21 protein-coding genes and 1 riboswitch are annotated in these 15,686 nt (G+C 70.7%); of the genes, 7 read left to right on the forward strand and 14 right to left on the reverse strand.

Annotated elements, in window-relative coordinates; all coding sequences use genetic code 11:
- Positions 1–44 precede the first annotated feature (44 nt).
- Positions 45–752 (forward strand): ABC transporter permease, encoded by a 708-nt coding sequence (locus OWR29_RS27650; RefSeq protein ID WP_267566188.1) that lies wholly within the window; start codon positions 45–47, stop codon positions 750–752.
- On the opposite strand, the gene OWR29_RS27655 is transcribed toward OWR29_RS27650, so the two are convergent.
- Genes OWR29_RS27655 through OWR29_RS27675 form a run of 5 tightly spaced genes read right to left on the reverse strand, consistent with a single transcriptional unit; the run spans position 749 to position 5,670 of the window.
- Entirely contained in the window at positions 749–1,393 is a 645-nt protein-coding gene (locus OWR29_RS27655) for a response regulator transcription factor (RefSeq protein WP_267566189.1), read from the reverse strand. The two genes, OWR29_RS27650 and OWR29_RS27655, sit on opposite strands and share 4 nt — an antisense overlap.
- Positions 1,390–2,799, reverse strand: coding sequence for a sensor histidine kinase (locus tag OWR29_RS27660; protein ID WP_267566190.1), 1,410 nt, complete (start codon positions 2,797–2,799; stop codon positions 1,390–1,392). The genes OWR29_RS27655 and OWR29_RS27660 overlap by 4 nt, the downstream gene beginning before the upstream one ends.
- 46 nt (positions 2,800–2,845) lie before the next feature.
- On the reverse strand, positions 2,846–3,646 hold the full coding sequence (locus OWR29_RS27665; protein WP_267566191.1) for an energy-coupling factor transporter transmembrane component T family protein: 801 nt from the start codon (positions 3,644–3,646) through the stop codon (positions 2,846–2,848).
- Entirely contained in the window at positions 3,643–5,079 is a 1,437-nt protein-coding gene (locus tag OWR29_RS27670) for an ABC transporter ATP-binding protein (RefSeq protein WP_267566192.1), read from the reverse strand. The genes OWR29_RS27665 and OWR29_RS27670 overlap by 4 nt, the downstream gene beginning before the upstream one ends.
- An 18-nt stretch (positions 5,080–5,097) precedes the next feature.
- Positions 5,098–5,670 carry an ECF transporter S component gene (locus OWR29_RS27675; RefSeq protein WP_267566193.1) on the reverse strand — a complete coding sequence of 191 codons (573 nt, stop codon included), beginning with the start codon at positions 5,668–5,670 and terminating at the stop codon, positions 5,098–5,100.
- Positions 5,671–5,740: 70 nt separating this feature from the next.
- Positions 5,741–5,843: riboswitch (TPP riboswitch) on the reverse strand.
- Between the two features lie 67 nt (positions 5,844–5,910).
- On the opposite strand from OWR29_RS27675, the gene OWR29_RS27680 reads away from it, so the two are divergent.
- Entirely contained in the window at positions 5,911–6,732 is an 822-nt protein-coding gene (locus OWR29_RS27680; protein WP_267566194.1) for an alpha/beta fold hydrolase, read from the forward strand.
- 31 nt (positions 6,733–6,763) lie between these two features.
- Positions 6,764–7,315 carry a DUF6328 family protein gene (locus tag OWR29_RS27685; RefSeq protein WP_267566195.1) on the forward strand — a complete coding sequence of 184 codons (552 nt, stop codon included), beginning with the start codon at positions 6,764–6,766 and terminating at the stop codon, positions 7,313–7,315.
- Here the strand turns inward: OWR29_RS27685 and OWR29_RS27690 are convergent.
- Genes OWR29_RS27690 through OWR29_RS27720 form a run of 7 tightly spaced genes read right to left on the reverse strand, consistent with a single transcriptional unit; the run spans position 7,281 to position 11,614 of the window.
- Positions 7,281–7,889 (reverse strand): hypothetical protein, encoded by a 609-nt coding sequence (locus OWR29_RS27690; protein WP_267566196.1) that lies wholly within the window; start codon positions 7,887–7,889, stop codon positions 7,281–7,283. The genes OWR29_RS27685 and OWR29_RS27690 overlap by 35 nt on opposite strands.
- 27 nt (positions 7,890–7,916) lie before the next feature.
- The gene (locus OWR29_RS27695; protein WP_438872662.1) at positions 7,917–8,324 is read right to left on the reverse strand and encodes a Fur family transcriptional regulator; all 408 of its coding nucleotides are present in this window, start codon (positions 8,322–8,324) and stop codon (positions 7,917–7,919) included.
- Positions 8,321–8,626 (reverse strand): ArsR/SmtB family transcription factor, encoded by a 306-nt coding sequence (locus OWR29_RS27700; RefSeq protein WP_267566197.1) that lies wholly within the window; start codon positions 8,624–8,626, stop codon positions 8,321–8,323. Before OWR29_RS27700 ends, OWR29_RS27695 begins: the two co-directional genes overlap by 4 nt.
- Positions 8,623–9,495, reverse strand: a complete 873-nt coding sequence (locus OWR29_RS27705) for a metal ABC transporter permease (protein ID WP_267566486.1) — start codon at positions 9,493–9,495, stop codon at positions 8,623–8,625. Before OWR29_RS27705 ends, OWR29_RS27700 begins: the two co-directional genes overlap by 4 nt.
- Before the next feature lie 43 nt (positions 9,496–9,538).
- On the reverse strand, positions 9,539–10,318 hold the full coding sequence (locus OWR29_RS27710; RefSeq protein ID WP_267566198.1) for a metal ABC transporter ATP-binding protein: 780 nt from the start codon (positions 10,316–10,318) through the stop codon (positions 9,539–9,541).
- Entirely contained in the window at positions 10,318–11,223 is a 906-nt protein-coding gene (locus tag OWR29_RS27715; RefSeq protein WP_267566199.1) for a metal ABC transporter substrate-binding protein, read from the reverse strand. Before OWR29_RS27715 ends, OWR29_RS27710 begins: the two co-directional genes overlap by 1 nt.
- 49 nt (positions 11,224–11,272) lie before the next feature.
- Entirely contained in the window at positions 11,273–11,614 is a 342-nt protein-coding gene (locus OWR29_RS27720) for a DUF6703 family protein (protein ID WP_324291276.1), read from the reverse strand.
- On the opposite strand from OWR29_RS27720, the gene OWR29_RS27725 reads away from it, so the two are divergent.
- The 3 genes from OWR29_RS27725 to OWR29_RS27735 are packed head-to-tail and all read left to right on the forward strand — an operon-like array spanning position 11,549 to position 13,842.
- The gene (locus OWR29_RS27725) at positions 11,549–11,890 is read left to right on the forward strand and encodes an antibiotic biosynthesis monooxygenase family protein (RefSeq protein WP_267566201.1); all 342 of its coding nucleotides are present in this window, start codon (positions 11,549–11,551) and stop codon (positions 11,888–11,890) included. The genes OWR29_RS27720 and OWR29_RS27725 overlap by 66 nt on opposite strands.
- Positions 11,891–11,907: 17 nt before the next feature.
- Entirely contained in the window at positions 11,908–12,402 is a 495-nt protein-coding gene (locus OWR29_RS27730) for a hypothetical protein (protein ID WP_267566202.1), read from the forward strand.
- A 60-nt stretch (positions 12,403–12,462) separates the two neighbouring features.
- The gene (locus tag OWR29_RS27735; protein ID WP_267566203.1) at positions 12,463–13,842 is read left to right on the forward strand and encodes a glycine--tRNA ligase; all 1,380 of its coding nucleotides are present in this window, start codon (positions 12,463–12,465) and stop codon (positions 13,840–13,842) included.
- 6 nt (positions 13,843–13,848) lie between these two features.
- Here the strand turns inward: OWR29_RS27735 and OWR29_RS27740 are convergent, their stop codons facing one another.
- Complete coding sequence (locus tag OWR29_RS27740; protein ID WP_267566204.1) at positions 13,849–14,331, reverse strand: XdhC family protein; 483 nt, start codon at positions 14,329–14,331, stop codon at positions 13,849–13,851.
- 205 nt (positions 14,332–14,536) lie between these two features.
- Here OWR29_RS27740 and OWR29_RS27745 point away from each other — a divergent pair, with 205 nt between their 5' ends.
- Positions 14,537–15,190 (forward strand): Abi family protein, encoded by a 654-nt coding sequence (locus OWR29_RS27745; RefSeq protein WP_267566205.1) that lies wholly within the window; start codon positions 14,537–14,539, stop codon positions 15,188–15,190.
- On the opposite strand, the gene OWR29_RS27750 is transcribed toward OWR29_RS27745, so the two are convergent.
- Positions 15,187–15,660 carry a hypothetical protein gene (locus OWR29_RS27750; protein WP_267566206.1) on the reverse strand — a complete coding sequence of 158 codons (474 nt, stop codon included), beginning with the start codon at positions 15,658–15,660 and terminating at the stop codon, positions 15,187–15,189. The genes OWR29_RS27745 and OWR29_RS27750 overlap by 4 nt on opposite strands.
- Between the last annotated feature and the right edge of the window lie 26 nt (positions 15,661–15,686).

Genomic DNA, 15,686 nt, shown 5'->3' on the forward strand with positions numbered 1-15,686 from the left:
CTGGAGGACGCCTACTACACGCTGACCGAGGGGAGCGCGCTGCGATGACGATGCTGCGAGCCACGATCGGCGCCGAATGGATCAAGCTCTGGACCACCCGGACGGTGTGGTGGGCGCTCACCGCCGCGCTCCTGCTCATGGCCGCGGGCGCCGGGCAGTACGCGCTCTACGCCAGGAACGGCGACATCGACGCGACGTCGGCCGCCGAGGTCGCCGCGCTCGGCCTGAGCTTCGCCCAGCTGGCCTTCGTCGCCCTGGCCGCGACAGTGATGACCGGCGAGTACTCGGCCGGCACGATCCGGGCCACGTTCACCTGGACCCCGTCGCGGCCCCGGCTGCTGCTGGCCAAGAGCGTGGTGGTCGCGGCGGTCACGCTTGTGGCCGGCACGGTCGTCGGCTTCGTGGGCACGCTCGTCGCGGCCGCGATCCTGGACGACGGTTCGCTGGGCGCCACTGCTCCGAAGATGGGGTTGTATCTCGCGCTGCTCGGCGTGTTCGCGGTCGGTCTGGGCGCGGCGTTGCGCGGCCCGGTGGTCACTCTTGTCGTGCTGCTGATGCTGATCGTCGTGGTGCCGCCGCTGCTGCAGATTCCGGATGTGGGTGCCCTCAACGCGGTCGCGGACGCGATGCCCGGGGTGGCCGGCGAGCGGTTCCTGACCGGGAACTCGTACGCGGGACTGCTGATCGTGACGGCGTGGGCGGTCGCCGCGTTCGTCATCGGCGCGCGCGAGTTGAACCGCCGCGACGCCTAGAGCAGCCCGGCCTCGTAGGCGACGATCGCCGCCTGCACCCGGTTGCGGACGCCCAGCCGGCTCAGCAGGCTGCTCACGTACGCCTTCACGGTGCCCTCGACGAGGAACAGCCGCCGCCCGATCTCCGCATTGGACAGGCCCTCACCGATCAGCGACAGCACCTCGCGCTCGCGGTCGGTGAGGGCGTCCACCTTGGACCGTGCGGCGGCCCCGGCGCCCAGCCGCGCCCCGGCCAGTTCGGTGATGACCCGGTGGGCCACCCGCGGCGAGAGATAGGCCGCCCCCGCCGCCACGGCCCGGATGGCCGCGGTCAGCTCCCGCGGGTCGCTCGACTTGAGCAAAAAGCCGGCCGCCCCGGCCGCGATGGCCCGCACGATGTACTCGTCCTCGCCGAAGGTGGTCAGCACGAGCACCCCGGTCTCCGGCGTCAGCCGGCGGATCTCGGCTGCGGCCGACAATCCGTCGCGGCGCGGCATCCGGATGTCGAGCAGCACGACCGCGGGCCGGTGCCGCCGTACCATCTCGACCGCTTCGATCCCGTCCGCGGCCTCGCCGACCACCTCGATGCCGCCGTCGTTGTCGAGGATGGCCCGGATGCCGGCCCTGATCATGGCCTCGTCGTCGGCGATCAGCACCTTCACCGCAGCCGCTCCTTGCTGGTCAGGCGGCCGCCCGAGAAGCACAGCTGGTAGGTGGGGCCGGCCATCGGGAAGTTGCCGTCGGTGTAGAGCTCGCAGCCCTGGGGCTTGTCGCCGGGCGTCTGCCGGGCGGGCAGGACGTCGATCAGGTCGGCCCGTGACGCGTTGCCGGGGATGCTGTCGAACGTGGCCTCGTCCAGCACCGAGCCGGCCACGGCGAACGGGTAGTAGCCGACCGCGGTGACGACGGCCAGCACGAGTGGGGTGAGGATCGCGGCGGCCAGGCTGCGGCGGGTGCGGCGGCGCGCGTCGTGCAGTTCCGTCGTGACCGACGGTTCGGCCGGCGCGGCGTGGTCGATGGTGGCGGCCGTCCGGAAACTCCCGTCGGGCGTGCGCTCGGCGGTCAGGGTCCCGCCCGCCAGTCGTACGCGTTCCGTCAACCCGATCAAGCCGAGCCCCGTGGTCTCGCGCACCCGGGTTCGATTGCCCGGCGCACTCGTCACCTCGACCGCCCGGCCGCTGAGCGCGACTCGCACGCCGGCGCCCGGCGCATGCACGCTGGCGTTGGTCAGAGCCTCCCGCACGACGTGATAGGCCACGGCCGGCGGCTCGCCCTCCCGTTCCAGGGCGATCGTCATGCCGGCCTCGCGCGACCGGGCCACCAAAGCCTCGATCGATTCGCCGGCGGGCTCGACCGGCGCCGGCTCGTCCTCGTCGCGCAGCACCCCGATGATGTCGCGCAGCCGGTCGGTGGCGGCGGCGGCCGATTCCCGGATCCGCCCGGCGGCCGCGCCCTGCTTCTCGCCGAGTCCCGGCGTGGTCTCGAGCGCGCCCGCGTTCAGCGCGATCAGGCTCAGCTCGTGCCCGAGCGAGTCGTGCATCTCCTGCGCGATGCGGGCCCGCTCCCGCAGCCGCGCCTCCCGCTCCACCATGCGGCGCTCGTACTCGAGCCGGGCCGCCCGCTCCCACCCGGCCGAGATCAGCCGAGCCTGCTGGGCCCGGTACCGCCCGGCCAGCCACGGAAACACGCCGAGCACCACCAGCGCCATGACCAGGAAGAACCACTCGCCCAAGCTGGTGCCGAGCACAACGAAGTTGAGCGCGGTGCCCCCGACCGCGATCACGACGAAGGCCGCCGCAACCGCGCGAATGCGCTCGGTACGCAGCCCGACCAGATAGCTCATCACCGGCAACGCGAACACAAAGTTCCCGTCCGCGAGCGTCCCCAGCAGCACGACCAGCCAGCCCACCACCGGCCACCGCCGCATGGTCGCCACCAGAACTCCGGCCACCGCAAGAGCCCCCAGAACCCCCGCCGCGCGGCCGCTCATCAGGTGATTGGCCAGCACCGGAGCGATGAGCACCAGCCCGAGCAGCCCGTCGGTGACCCACTCCCGCCGTCCCCGCATCCGGCCAGGCTAACGACGGCTCGTTGCCCGCCACTACTGCCTAAAGTCAGATGATGGGGCGGAACAGGCCGAGGGCGATCGTCGTCGCCAGCGTCAGGGCGGACAGGAGCACCGCGCCGATCACCAGCATCGCGTCGGCCTGACGGAAGACCTGCTTGCGGGCGTACGTGCGAGGGGCGCCCGAGTCGAAGCCGCGCGCATCCATGGCTACGGCCAAGCGGCCGCCGCGGCGCAGGGCGCCGACCAGCAGGGCGAACGCGGTCGAGACGAACAGGCGGACGGCGGCGAACGGGTTGCGGCCGGCGTCTATGCCCCGGGCCCGGCGGGCCAGCGTCAGCATCTGCCATTCGGCGCCCAGCAGGGGCAGCAGGCGGAAGGCGGCCAGCGCGCCGATCGCGAAGCGGGCCGGGGCCTTGGCGTTCTGCACCAGGGCGTCGGCCAGGTCGGTGGGGTCGGTGGTGGCGAAGACCAGCACGCCGGGCACGGCCACGGCGAACAGGCGCAGGATCAGGCCGAGCGCGGCCGTCAGCACGCCGGTCGTCACGTCGAACGGGCCCAGCTCGAGCAGCAGCGTGCCGCCGCGGTCGGCGGCGAACAGCACCATCGTGACCAGCAGGCCGAACGCTCCGATCAGCAGCGGCCAGGCGCGGCGGGCCAAAGTGGAGTAACGCACGCCGAAGAGGGGGACGACGGCCAGTTCGATCAGCAGCGCGATGGCCGGCGTCAGCGGGTCGAGCGTGGCGATCAGGGGCAGCGAGAAGAGCAGCGCGGCCGCCAGCTTGGCGACCGGGTTGCGGCGGGCCAGCGGCGCCGACGGGTCGGCGATGGGTTGCAGGGCGAGGGTCATGGATGCCCGCCGGGGCGCCGGTGGGGGAGGGGGTCGCGCAGGCGGGCGGTGCCCAACGGGTGGGTGCGGTCGGCGACGGTCTGCACGAAGTCGTCGTCGTGGGTGACGGCGACGATGCCGTGGCCGTCGTCGCGCAGCGTGGCCAGCAGTGTCACCAGCTCGATCCAGGTGCGCCGGTCCTGCCCGAAGGTCGGTTCGTCCAGCACCAGCAGGCGGGGTGCGGTGGCCAGCGCGGTGGCCACGCTCAGCCGGCGGGCCTCGCCACCCGAGAGCGTGTACGGGTTGGCGGCCCCCAGTTTGCTCAGACGCAGCCGCTCGAGCAGGTCGTCGACGATCCGGGTCACCTCGGCCGGCGAGCGGCCCAGCCGGCGCGGGCCGACCGCCAGCTCGTCGGCGACCCGGGCCGTGACGAACTGGTGTTCCGGGTTCTGGAAGACCGAGCCGATCCGGCCGGTCAGGGTGGCCGCCCGCCACCGGTGCGGCGGTTTGTCGTCGCCGAAGCCGCACACCCGGCCGCCGGTCGGGGCGAGCAGGCCGCCCAGCACCAGGGCCAGTGTGGACTTGCCGGCGCCGTTGGGCCCGGTCACGGCCAGCACCTCGCCCGCGCCCACCGACAACGACACCGGAGCGAGGCGCTGCTTAACTTCCACTTCCGAGGCCCGTACGAGTTCGGGACCGGCCGTCGCGGCCGACTTCAGTGGCGGGATCGTGAAGCCGGGCACCCAGACGCCCTCGTCGGCCAGCTTGTCCCCGTACGCCGCGAACACCATCTCGGGTGTGCCGTCGGCCCGCACCCCGCCGCCCGGCTCGAGCACCACCACCCGGTCGACCAGCGGCAGCGCCTCGGCCACCCGGTGCTCGACCAGGATCATCGTCTGGTCCCGCAGCGCGCCCACCGACTCGCGCACCAGGTCGGCGCCGGCCGGGTCGAGGTTGGCGGTCGGCTCGTCGAGCAGCAGCAGACCGGGCCGCAACGCCAGCACCCCGGCCAGGGCCAGCCGCTGCGCCTCGCCGCCGGAGAGCGCGGCCGTCGAGCGGGTGATCGGGTACGGGAAGCCGACCCGGTCGAGGGCGTCGCTGACCCAGGGCCAGATCTGGGCCGGCGGCACCCCGCGGTTCTCCAGGCCGAACGCCACGTCGTCGCCGCTGCGGGCCATCACCAGCTGGGTCTGCGGATCCTGGAAGACGATGCCGGCGTTCTCGCGGGCCTTACGCGGATCCAGGCCGTCGATCTCGATCGTGCCGGCCGCCTCGCCCGAGTCCTCGGCGAGCAGACCGGCCAGCGCCGCGAGCAGGGTGCTCTTGCCGGCCCCGGAGGGACCGAGCAACAGCACCCGCTCGCCGTGCGCGATGTGCAGGTCGACGTCGCGGACGGCCCAGGCCCGCCGGCCGGCGTGGCGCCAGCCGAATCCGCGAAGAACGACCTCACTCATAACTGGAATGGAACCAAATCAGACGAGCGCTCGCGACCGGCCGGCCGGGAATCGGTCGAGAACGCCGGTCTGAGCCAGCGCGCGGGTCAGCAGCACGCTGCCGAGCCCGGCGATGACCAGGGCCGAGACCCCGGTGATGAGGATGTAGGGGATCCGCATGGTGGCCCAGGACGTGCCGCCGTACCAGACGAAAGCGTCGTAGACCGCGGCCACCACACCCGCCGTGGCCCCCGCGAGCAGCGCCACCGGCAGGCGGTAGACCTTGTACGCGAACGCCGCGAAGATCAGCTCGGCGCCCAGCGCCTCCAGCGGGCCCTGCACGACGATCGTCCAGCCCCAGCTCACGCCGATCGCCACCGAGACGAGCGAGGCGAGCGAGAGGGTGTAGAAGGCGGCGCCGGGCTTGCGGATGATGAGCGCGCCGAGGACGGCCGGCACCAGCCAGACGCCGTAGAGCACGGCCCGGCCGGGCAGGGGGATGGCGTCGGCGGGGCCGTTCCAGAGCAGGCCCCAGGCCCAGAAGATCACGCCGAAGGCCACGGCGATGATCGAGGCGATCACGATGTCGATCGTGCGCCAGCGGTTGTTCATGATGAAACCTCCCAGTTTGTACCGGGAGGAGACGCACGCCGATGCCGGGCGTGGCCCGGACACGGCGCGGCTGGAGAAAAGACCGAACTTCCTGCGCTGGCATTACCCAGATCAGGTGCGAGGGTCTGCGGTCGCCCGCACTCTCAGCGCTGTGCGCTCCCCTGTCGGAACTGCTGACTTGCTTGTGTTTCGATGAACGTAACACCGGATCGAGTCGCCGAACAGCGAGGGAGTGATCACATGGAGATCAAGGCGCGCGGGCTGACCTTCGATGTGTACGAGGGCGGGCCGGCCGACGGCGACCCGGTGCTGCTGCTGCACGGCTTCCCCCAGGATCACCGCGAGTTCGATCTGCTCGCGCCCAAGCTGCACGCGGCGGGCCTGCGGACGTACGCGTTGGACCAGCGCGGCACCTCGCCCGGCGCCCGCCCGGCCGAGGTCGGCGCCTACCACCTGAGCGAGCCGACCGCCGACGCCGTGGCCGTGCTGGACGCGCTCGGCGTCGAATCGGCCCACGTGATCGGCCACGACTGGGGCGCGATCGTCGGCTGGTGGCTCGCCTCGACCCATCCGGGGCGGGTGCGCAGCCTGACCGCCGTCTCGGTGCCGCACCCCAAGGCGCTGGGCCTGGCCCTGCGCACCCGAGCGGCTCAGCGCGCCCGGATGGCGTACTTCAAGGTCTTCCAGTCGCCGCGGGCCGAGCGCCTGCTGCTGGCCCGGGACGGCGCCGTGCTGCGCGGCATGTTCAAGCCGATCGGCGCTCGCGGCGAAAAGTACGTCGAGGCGATGCGCGACGACCCGGGCCGGCTCACCGGCGGCCTGAACTGGTACCGGGCGACGACCGGCGGCTCGCCCGGCAGCCCCGGCGTCATCAACGTGCCCACCACGTACGTCTGGAGCGACAAGGACGGCGTGGTGACCCTGACGGCCGCATTGCGCACCGCCGACTGGGTCGAGGCCGACTATCAGCTGGTCGCCATGCGCGGGATCAGCCACTGGGTGCCCGAGCAGGCGGCGACCGCGCTGGCCGAGGCGGCAATCCGGCGTATTCGCGGAGTTTGATTTTCGTTCACCTTGGGGAATCGGGAGCGTCATGGCGGACGAGCACAAGCGCGGCAGACGCGAGACCGAGAAGGAACGTTGGGACCGTAACTTCGCCGATCTTCTGCAAGAGCTACGCGTCGCGCAGACCGGCATCCAGATTCTCTTCGCGTTCCTGTTGACTCTGCCCTTCAGCAACCGGTTCCCCGAGGTCACGCAGTTCCAGAAGGACGTGTACGTCGTCGCGTTGCTCGCCGCGGCCGGGGCCACCGCCATGATCATCGCCCCCGTCGCTTTCCATCGGGCGCTGTTCCGTCAGGGCCGCAAGCCGGAACTGGTCCGCTACGCCCACGCGATGGCCACCGGCGGCCTGTTCTTCCTGCTGGTCTCCATGGTCAGCAGCGTCCTGCTGGTCACCGACTTCATCCTCGACCGGCCCATCGCCTTCGTCTTCAGCGGGCTCACCGCCGTCTTCTTCCTGACCTTCTGGGCCGGCATCCCGTTCCTGCGGCGCAACTGGATCACCGACGACGCCGAGGAGGAGGACGAGGAGGTCAGCCAGACCGACGTCAGGGCCGGCGAGACCGCAGACCGAGTCTCCTGAGTTCGAGCTCGGCCAGCGCGTCGACCGCCGCGGCGTCGCCGTTGCGCCAGCTCTGGGCGATGTCGGGGCCGAGCTTGGCCAGCCGGTTGAGCGGCTGGCCGGCCAAAGCGCGCAGAGCCAGCAGGTCGCGGCCGGCCGGCTGGTCCCGTACGGCCGAAGCGACAGCGGCCCGGCGCATCCAGCGCAGCCGCAGTGGCAGCCAGCCGAACAGCACCAGGGCCAGCGGAAGGGCCACCGCGATGAGTGCGACCACCCAGGCCATCGTGTCGACGGCGGCCTGGGTCTGCCGGCCCGCCTCGGCCAGCGACCGGGCGGCCGACGCGGCCCCCTCGAACGGCTTGACCAGCTGGTCACCGACGAGCGGAACCCCGCCCACCTTGCCGCCGGCGTCGGTCAGGTTGTCGGCGATGCCGCCGCCCGCGCTCTCGAGCCGGGCCCCCGGCACGGCCAGTTTCTCGACCATGTCGTTGACCCACAGGCCGGCCCGCACCCACGCGTAGACCCAGAGGATCACGAGGATGTCGGTGATGAGCTGGCGTACGGCGGTGGGGATCCGGTCGGCATAGAGCTTCACGGGGGAAAGCGTCCCATGAGGACGGGCTCAGCGGTTACCGGCACAATCGGGGCACGTTCCGAAGATCTCCAACGTGTGCGAGACGTCGACGTACCCGTGCCGGCTCGCCACCTTGTCGGCCCACGTCTCGACGGCCGGGCCCTCGACCTCGACCGTGCTGCCGCAGTCCCGGCAAACCAGGTGATGGTGGTGGCCCTGGCTGCACCGGCGGTACAGGTGCTCGCCGCCGGGCGGGCGCATCACGTCGATCTCGCCCGCGTCGGCCAGGCCCTGCAACGTGCGGTAGACCGTGGTCAGGCCCACCCGCTCGCCGCGTTCGCGCAGCCGGGCGTGCAGTTCCTGGGCACTGTAGAAACCCTCGGCCTCGGCCAGCACGGCACTCACCGCGGTGCGCTGCTTGGTGGTGCGCTGCGCGACATTCTGCTCGGCGCTCACGATCGGACCTCCCTCGCGTGGCTGACAGCGTCGGCGACGATGTGCGCGACGTGATCGTCCACCAGCGAGTATGCGATCTCGCGGCCACGTCGTGCACCCCGCACCACTCCGGCGCCCCGCAGCACCCGCAGATGCTGCGAGACGAGCGGCTGCGGCGCGCCCAGTTTCTCGACCAGTTCGTGGACGCAGCGTTCGCCCGCGCCCAGTTCGGCCACGATGGCGACCCGGATCGGCGCGGACAGGGCGCGCAGCAGCTCACCGGCCGACTCGTACGCCTCGTACCCGCTCGGCGTGTTCGTCATCGGACCTCCTGCAGGACGACGTCGGGCGGTTCCACCTCGTGCGGCGGGTGGGCGCGGCGCCGCACGATCCGCCAGCCGGCCGCGCCGACCGTGATGGCGACGAAGACGGCCAGGGCCAGGATCACCGTGGTCGCGCCGGGCGGGGTGTCGGCCTCGGCCGATACGACGACGCCGACGCCCGCGGCCACCAGACCGATCGCCATCGCGGCGGCCATCGTGGTGCGGAAACCGCGGGTGACCTGCTGCGCCGCGGCGACCGGGATGACCATCAGGGCCGAGACGAGCAACAATCCCACCGTACGCATGGCGATCGTCACGGTCACGGCAGTGGTCACGGCCATGAGGATGTTGAGCGCCCGCACCGGCAGGCCGCTCACCCGCGCGTACTCCTCGTCGTTGCACACCGCGAACAGGGCCGGCCGGAAGGCGACCATGGCGACGATCACCGCCGCCCCCAGCACCGCGATCACGGCGATGTCCTCGGGCGACGTCGTGATCAGCGAGCCGAAGAGGTACTGCACCAGGCTGTTGCTGCTGGCGTCGTCGGAGAGCGCGACCAGCACCACGCCGCCCGCGATGCCGCCGTAAAAGAGCAGGGCCAGCGCCAGGTCGCCCGAGGTGCGGCCGCGCTCGCGGATCAGCTCGACGCCGACCGCGCCGATCGCCGCCACGATGACCGCGCTGATCACGGGGGACTGATTGAGCAGCAGGCCCACGCCGACGCCGGTGAGCGCGACGTGGCCGATGCCGTCGCCGATGAGCGACAGCCGGCGCTGCACCAGATAGATGCCGAGCGCGGGCGCGGCCAGGCCGATGATCAGCGCGCCCATGAGGGCCCGCATCATGAAGTCGTACTGAAAAAGATAGATCGGTTTACTCCTTTCTTGGGCGGCGGCGGGGTGGTTGGACGGGTCAGTTGGCCGGGATCCGGTCGGTGGGCGCCACGCAGATGCCGTTCGCTTGCTGTACGGCGTGCGGGTGCACGTGGTCGTGGTCGGGCTCCGCGTGGTGGCCGGCCGGCTCGGGCGGCGGGCCCACGTGCGCGATGCGGCCCTCGTGCACCACGACCGCCCGGTCGATCAGCGGGCGCAGCGGGCCGAGCTCGTGCGCGACCAGCAGGATCGAGCCGCCGGTGGACTGGAACCGGCCCAGCGCGGCCGCGAACGCCTCCTGGCTGGCCGCGTCGACGCCGGCCGTGGGCTCGTCGAGCACCAGCAGATCGGGCTTCCCGGCCAGGGCGCGGGCGATGAGCGTACGTTGCTGCTGCCCGCCCGAAAGCGTGGTGACCGGATCGTTGATGCGGTCCAGCAGGCCCACGTCGGTCAGCGCATCGCGTACGGCGGTCTTGTCGGCCACCCGCGGCATGCGGAAGATGCCCCGGCGGGCCAGCCGTCCGGACGCCACCACCTCGCCGACCGTGGCGGGCACGCCGCTGCCGGCGCCGAGCCGCTGCGGCACGTACCCGATGCGGGCCCAGTCGCGGAACTTGCGCTGCGGCGTGCCGAACAGGTCGATCTCGCCCCGGGTCAGCGGGGTGAGGCCCAGGATCGTACGGATCAAGGTGGACTTGCCCGAGCCGTTGGCGCCGAGAATCGCGACCACCTCGCCCGGCCCGACCTCGAACGAGACGTCGTGCAGGATCTCGCGGCCGTCGTAGCCGACCGCGGCGTGACGCACGTTGACGACGCTCATCACGAACACCCCAATCCGGCGGTCAGCGCGGCCAGGTTCTGCCGCATGACGCTCAAGTAGTCGCCTTTCTGGTCCACGAGTCCCTCGAGGGGGTCGAGGACGGCCGTCTTCGCGCCGACCTCGCGCGCGATGGTCTCGGCCACGGCCGGACTGACCAGCGTCTCGAAGAAGATCGTGGTGGTGCCGGTCTCCCGCGCCTCCTTCGCCACGGCGGCCAGCCGCTGCGGCGAGGGCTCGGCCTCGGGGTCGATGCCCGAGATACCCACCTGGTGCAGGTCGTAGCGGCTCGCGAGGTAGGCGAAAGCCGTGTGGCTGGTCACCAGCTCGCGGCGCTCGCAGGTCTTGAGGCCGTCGGCGAACTCGGTGTTCAGCGTGCCCAGCTCGGCGACCAGGGCCTTCGCCCGCTCCCGGTAGCCGGCGGCGTGCTCGGGGTCGGCCTCGGCCAGGCGCTCGCCCAGCTTCTCGGCGATCGTCGAGAACCGCACCGGGTCGAGCCAGACATGCGGGTCCTCGCCGCTCTCGGCTTCCTCGTGCTCGTGGCCGTGCTCCTCCTCGCCGCTCGCCTTGAGCAGCGGCACCACCGAGGCGGCGTCGAAGGACTTGTCCTTGGCCTCCTGGTCGATCGCCTGGTCGACGGCCGGCTGGAAGCCCTTGATGTAGACGGCGAGCCCGGCCTCGGCGACGTCACCGACCTGGCGCGGGGTGAGCTCGATGTCGTGCGGCTCGGCGCCCGGCTTGGTGAGGTTGGTGACGCTGACCACGTCGCCTCCGATCCGCTCGCTGAGGAACTGCAGCGGATAGAACGCCGTGACGATCTCGAACTTCCCGTCCGCCGTCCCGGTCTGTCCGCCGCAGCCCGCCAGAGCAGCGGTCACGAGCAGAGCAGGAAGCAGACGGTGGCGCATAGCAACCACTGTCTCCGAGAATGATAATGATTGTCAAAACCGCATATGTCTAGAGCGCCTTGGCCACGATCACCGCCACGAGCAGGGCGAGGATGAGCAGGCGGAGCACCCGGGTCGACGTGTTCTGCACCGGCCACGTGGTGAACGTGAGCGCGCCCAGGCCCACCGCCAGCACGGCCAGCAGCGCGGCGCCGACGATCCCGGGCAGGAACAGGCCGGCCAGCATCACCACCAGGGCGACGATGAACGCCTTGGTCGGGCTCACCTTGGACAGGCGTTGTATGGGTGTCACTGGCCGCTCCTCGTCGCTGCGTACCCTCGTCGCATGCTCGTGCTCAACCGCTTCGCCGTGCCGCCGGAAGATCAGGACGGCTTCCTCCCGCAGGCCCACGCCGCGCTGGCCGCGCTGGCCACGTGCTCCGGCTATCTTTCCGGCCGCCTGACCCGCGCGCTCGAGGACCCGGCCACGTGGATCCTGGCCACCGAGTGGGAGTCCGTCGGAGCGTACCGGCGGGCCCTGGGCGCCTTCGACGTCAAGGTGAACGCCACCCCGCTGCTCGCCCGGTCGGTCGACGAGCCGTCCGCCTTCGAGACCCTGGCCGCCGCCGCGCCCGGCGGGCCGGTCGAGGTCGCGGAAAGTGACCGGGCCGCCGATCCCTGGCGCTGACGACTACTGTTGGCAGCATGACGACGGCGCCGCACGTTCCCGCCCCGCCGCCGGGGCCGGGTGTCCAGCCGCCGTTCCCCGCGCCGCCGGTCGAGGGCAAGGGCAAGCGCCTCGGCTGGGGCCTGGGCATCGGCGCCGGCGTCGTCCTGCTCATCTGCGGCGGGGGCGTGGCCGCGCTGATCGGGCTCGGCTCGTCCGTGCAGGGCGCGCTGGACGAGCAGGCGCACGCGGCGGTGGACGACTATCTCGACTCCCTCAAGGCCCGGATGTACGACGACGCGTACTCGCAATTGTGCGGACGCGCCAAGCGTGACGAGACCGCCGCCGAATTCCGCACCCGCATCGAAGGCGAGCAACGGATCACCGAGTGGCAGCTGGGCACATTCGACACGATCAACATGAGCGTGCCGTTCCAGGCCACCTACGAGGACGGCCAGACGGCACAGCTCGAGGCCTCGCTCGACCAGAACGCCTCCACGGGTGCGTTCGAGGTGTGCGAGGTCGGGGAGTAATCTCGCTGTTTGTCCTGATCCTTAGCGTCCCCGCCGACACCCAGCCGGCGTAGGAGGAACATGCCCGCCGACCGTATCGACTCCGTCGTCAGCCTGGCCAAGCGCCGCGGCTTCGTCTTCCCCTCCAGCGAGATCTACGGAGGAACCCGCTCGGCCTGGGACTACGGTCCCCTGGGCGTGGAGCTGAAGGAGAACGTCCGCCGCCAGTGGTGGCGCACGATGGTCCAGCAGCGTGACGACATCGTCGGTCTCGACTCCGCCGTCATCCTCTCGCGTGACGTGTGGGTCGCCTCCGGCCACGTCGAGGCGTTCACCGACCCGCTCACCGAGTGCCAGTCGTGCCACAAGCGTTTCCGGGCCGACCACCTCGAAGAAGCGTGGGAAGAGAAGCACGGCTCGCCGCCCGCCTCGCTGCAGGAGCTGAACTGCCCCAACTGCGGCAACAAGGGCACCTTCACCGAGCCGAAGAACTTCAACGGCCTGATGAAGACCTACCTGGGCCCCACCGAGAGCGCCGAGGGCCTGCACTACCTGCGGCCCGAGACCGCCCAGGGCATCTTCGTCAACTACAACAACGTGGCCACGGCCGCCCGCAAGAAGCCGCCGTTCGGCATCGCCCAGATCGGCAAGAGCTTCCGCAACGAGATCACGCCGGGCAACTTCATTTTCCGTACGCGTGAGTTCGAGCAGATGGAGATGGAGTTCTTCGTCGAGCCCGGCACCGACGAGAAATGGCACGAGTACTGGCTCGAGCAGCGCTGGAACTGGTACCGCGACCTCGGCCTGTCCGAGAACAACCTGCGCTTCTACGAGCACCCGGCGGAGAAGCGCTCGTTCTACTCCACGCGCACGGTCGACATCGAGTACCGCTTCCAGTTCGGCGGCACCGAGTTCGCCGAGCTCGAGGGCATCGCCAACCGCACCGACTACGACCTGTCGACGCACTCCAAGCACTCCGGGGTCGACCTCTCCTTCTTCGATCAAGAGAAGCAGGAGCGCTGGACGCCGTACGTGATCGAGCCGGCCGCCGGGCTCACCCGGGCCGTGCTGGCGTTCCTGCTCGAGGCGTATGACGAGGACGAGGCCCCCAACACCAAGGGCGGCGTCGACAAGCGCACGGTCATGCGGTTCGACCCCCGCCTGGCGCCGATCAAGGTGGCGGTGCTGCCGCTGTCGCGCAACCCCGACCTGTCGCCCAAGGCCCGCGGCCTGGCCGAGACGCTGCGCAAGCGTTGGATCGTCGAGTTCGACGACAGCCAGGCCATCGGCCGCCGCTACCGCCGCCAGGACGAGATCGGCACCCCGTTCTGCGTCACGGTCGACTTCGACACCCTCACGGATGACGCCGTGACGGTCCGCGACCGCGACACCATGAAGCAGGAGCGGGTCGCCCTGTCCCAGATCGAGGACTACCTGATCAAGCGCCTGCCCGGCTGCTGAGGCTGGTCAGAACTCGAATCCGCCCGGCCGATCGTTCCGGTCGGCGATGAGCCCGGCCAGGGTCGCCACGGCGATCTCGGCCGGCGTCCGGGCCCGGATGTTGAGCCCGATCGGCCGGTGCACCCGGGCGATCTGCTCGTCCGGAACACCAAGAGAGCGAAGGGCCGCCACGTGCGGCCCTTCTTTCTTGGGGTTCCCCATGATCCCGACGTACCTGGTCCGGGCGGCCAAGGCTTCCTTGAGTACGTCCCCCACCTCCGCCCGGTCATGGTCGGTGAGCACGACGTCCGTGTTCTCATCAAGGTTGGCCGCCGCCAGGTCATGCACGACCCGATCCCCCCGAGCCCGTGGAGTCCCCGCCAGCCGGCTCGCGTCCGGCTCCACCAGCACGGTCTGAAACCCCAGCTCAGGCGTCAGCCGAAGGATCGCCGCCGCCACAGCCGACTCAAACACCACAACCAACCGCCGAGGCGCCTCACCATCACCCATGCCCCGACTGTGCCAGATGCGCGACGTCGGTGAAGGCGCACTCGCGTCCTTGCCGAGTGACGGCTAGTCGTGCGACTATTATGTACCTACATCGGAACGACTCGATGGCCTATCTGGGCAGAAAAGTGCCCCGGCCGCATGCGAGCAGAGGCTGCCGGGGTTCCTGACGACAAGTGTAGAGCAAGACTTGGCAAGGGACTAGGGTATGGACGGCGATCTCACCGAAACAGGAGTCATGACTGATCGACTCTCGCCCGAAAGGCTCGCTCCATACGTCGAAGCCGGTGGCGGAGACCTGAACTCCGCTTTCGAGCTCTACGTCCGGAATACATCCGTGTCGGTGGCGCTTGCCGCGACAATCGGCCACGTCGAGGTGATCCTGCGGAATGCGATTCACCAGAACCTGACGTCGTGGTCGACCCAGCGGTTTGCTGAACCGCGCTGGTACCTGGACTCGGGCGGGCTCTTGGAGCCACGACAAACGGCCGTCATCCGCCGAGCACGGCAGCGCGCTGTGCAATATGGCCGTTATACGGAGACGCCGGGCCGGGTTGTGGCTGAGCTTCCGTTCGGCTTTTGGCGTTTCCTGCTGACCGGACAGTACGACACGACGCTGTGGCGACAGAGTCTTTTCCACGTCTTCCCTGGCCAGAGGCAACGCCGGGCCATCCAGGACGCGGTCGAGGTGCTCCACCTGTCTCGCAACCGAATTGCGCATCACGAGCCGATGTTCAATCGCCCGATCGCTGACATCCAGGTCACCGCGTTAACCCTGACCGAGTGGATTTGCCCGGTCAGCCGGAAATGGGTCGAGCGGCGTTGCTCGGTGAACCAGGTGCTCGGCCGGAGGCCGGGTTAGCCACCGCCGCCGCTCGAGGCGCTGGCTGCGGCGGCGGACTCGGCTTCCCACTTGCTGATGACCACGCCGAGGACGAAGAGCTGCAGGGCGGGGGTGAGGGTGGGCAGGTCGACCTCGACCGTGCCGCCCCAGAAGCTGGCCTTGCGGACCGAGCCGACCCGGGTGTCGCCCAGCACCAGTTCCTCTTCGCTGGCCCAGAAGGACCTGCGGCGGAACTGGTAAGTCTGGCCGTCGGCGGTCACCGTCCAGCGCTTGCGGCCCACGCGGTCGGCCGAGGCGACGATGGCGCCGGCGTCGTCCTTCATCGCGTAGCGGCTGCCCCAGCTCTTGGCCCGGACCTCGTAGCGCCGGCCGTCCAGCGTCAGGTCGCCGCCGCTCTTCCAGACCTTGCTGTCCCACGTGGCGATCTCGCGGCCACGGTCGGTCACCAGGTACTTGCTCTTCCAGACGCTCAGCTTCCGGGCCTCCATGCGTTCAGCGTACGGAGAAGAGGCAA

This window comes from Paractinoplanes pyxinae (genome assembly GCF_026626335.1).
Lineage (GTDB): Bacteria > Actinomycetota > Actinomycetes > Mycobacteriales > Micromonosporaceae > Actinoplanes > Actinoplanes pyxinae.

Excerpts from the sequence above, each read along its gene's own strand:
- OWR29_RS27685 (WP_267566195.1), top strand. The coding sequence starts at position 6,764 with ATGGCGGACGAGCACAAGCGCGGCAGACGCGAGACCGAGAAGGAACGT.
- OWR29_RS27740 (WP_267566204.1), bottom strand. The coding sequence starts at position 14,331 with ATGGGTGATGGTGAGGCGCCTCGGCGGTTGGTTGTGGTGTTTGAGTCG.
- OWR29_RS27735 (WP_267566203.1), top strand. The coding sequence starts at position 12,463 with ATGCCCGCCGACCGTATCGACTCCGTCGTCAGCCTGGCCAAGCGCCGC.
- OWR29_RS27730 (WP_267566202.1), top strand. The coding sequence starts at position 11,908 with ATGACGACGGCGCCGCACGTTCCCGCCCCGCCGCCGGGGCCGGGTGTC.
- OWR29_RS27670 (WP_267566192.1), bottom strand. The coding sequence starts at position 5,079 with ATGAGTGAGGTCGTTCTTCGCGGATTCGGCTGGCGCCACGCCGGCCGG.
- OWR29_RS27650 (WP_267566188.1), top strand. The coding sequence starts at position 45 with ATGACGATGCTGCGAGCCACGATCGGCGCCGAATGGATCAAGCTCTGG.
- OWR29_RS27680 (WP_267566194.1), top strand. The coding sequence starts at position 5,911 with ATGGAGATCAAGGCGCGCGGGCTGACCTTCGATGTGTACGAGGGCGGG.
- OWR29_RS27660 (WP_267566190.1), bottom strand. The coding sequence starts at position 2,799 with ATGCGGGGACGGCGGGAGTGGGTCACCGACGGGCTGCTCGGGCTGGTG.
- OWR29_RS27665 (WP_267566191.1), bottom strand. The coding sequence starts at position 3,646 with ATGACCCTCGCCCTGCAACCCATCGCCGACCCGTCGGCGCCGCTGGCC.
- OWR29_RS27700 (WP_267566197.1), bottom strand. The coding sequence starts at position 8,626 with ATGACGAACACGCCGAGCGGGTACGAGGCGTACGAGTCGGCCGGTGAG.
- OWR29_RS27710 (WP_267566198.1), bottom strand. The coding sequence starts at position 10,318 with ATGAGCGTCGTCAACGTGCGTCACGCCGCGGTCGGCTACGACGGCCGC.
- OWR29_RS27675 (WP_267566193.1), bottom strand. The coding sequence starts at position 5,670 with ATGAACAACCGCTGGCGCACGATCGACATCGTGATCGCCTCGATCATC.
- OWR29_RS27750 (WP_267566206.1), bottom strand. The coding sequence starts at position 15,660 with ATGGAGGCCCGGAAGCTGAGCGTCTGGAAGAGCAAGTACCTGGTGACC.
- OWR29_RS27725 (WP_267566201.1), top strand. The coding sequence starts at position 11,549 with ATGCTCGTGCTCAACCGCTTCGCCGTGCCGCCGGAAGATCAGGACGGC.
- OWR29_RS27715 (WP_267566199.1), bottom strand. The coding sequence starts at position 11,223 with ATGCGCCACCGTCTGCTTCCTGCTCTGCTCGTGACCGCTGCTCTGGCG.
- OWR29_RS27745 (WP_267566205.1), top strand. The coding sequence starts at position 14,537 with ATGGACGGCGATCTCACCGAAACAGGAGTCATGACTGATCGACTCTCG.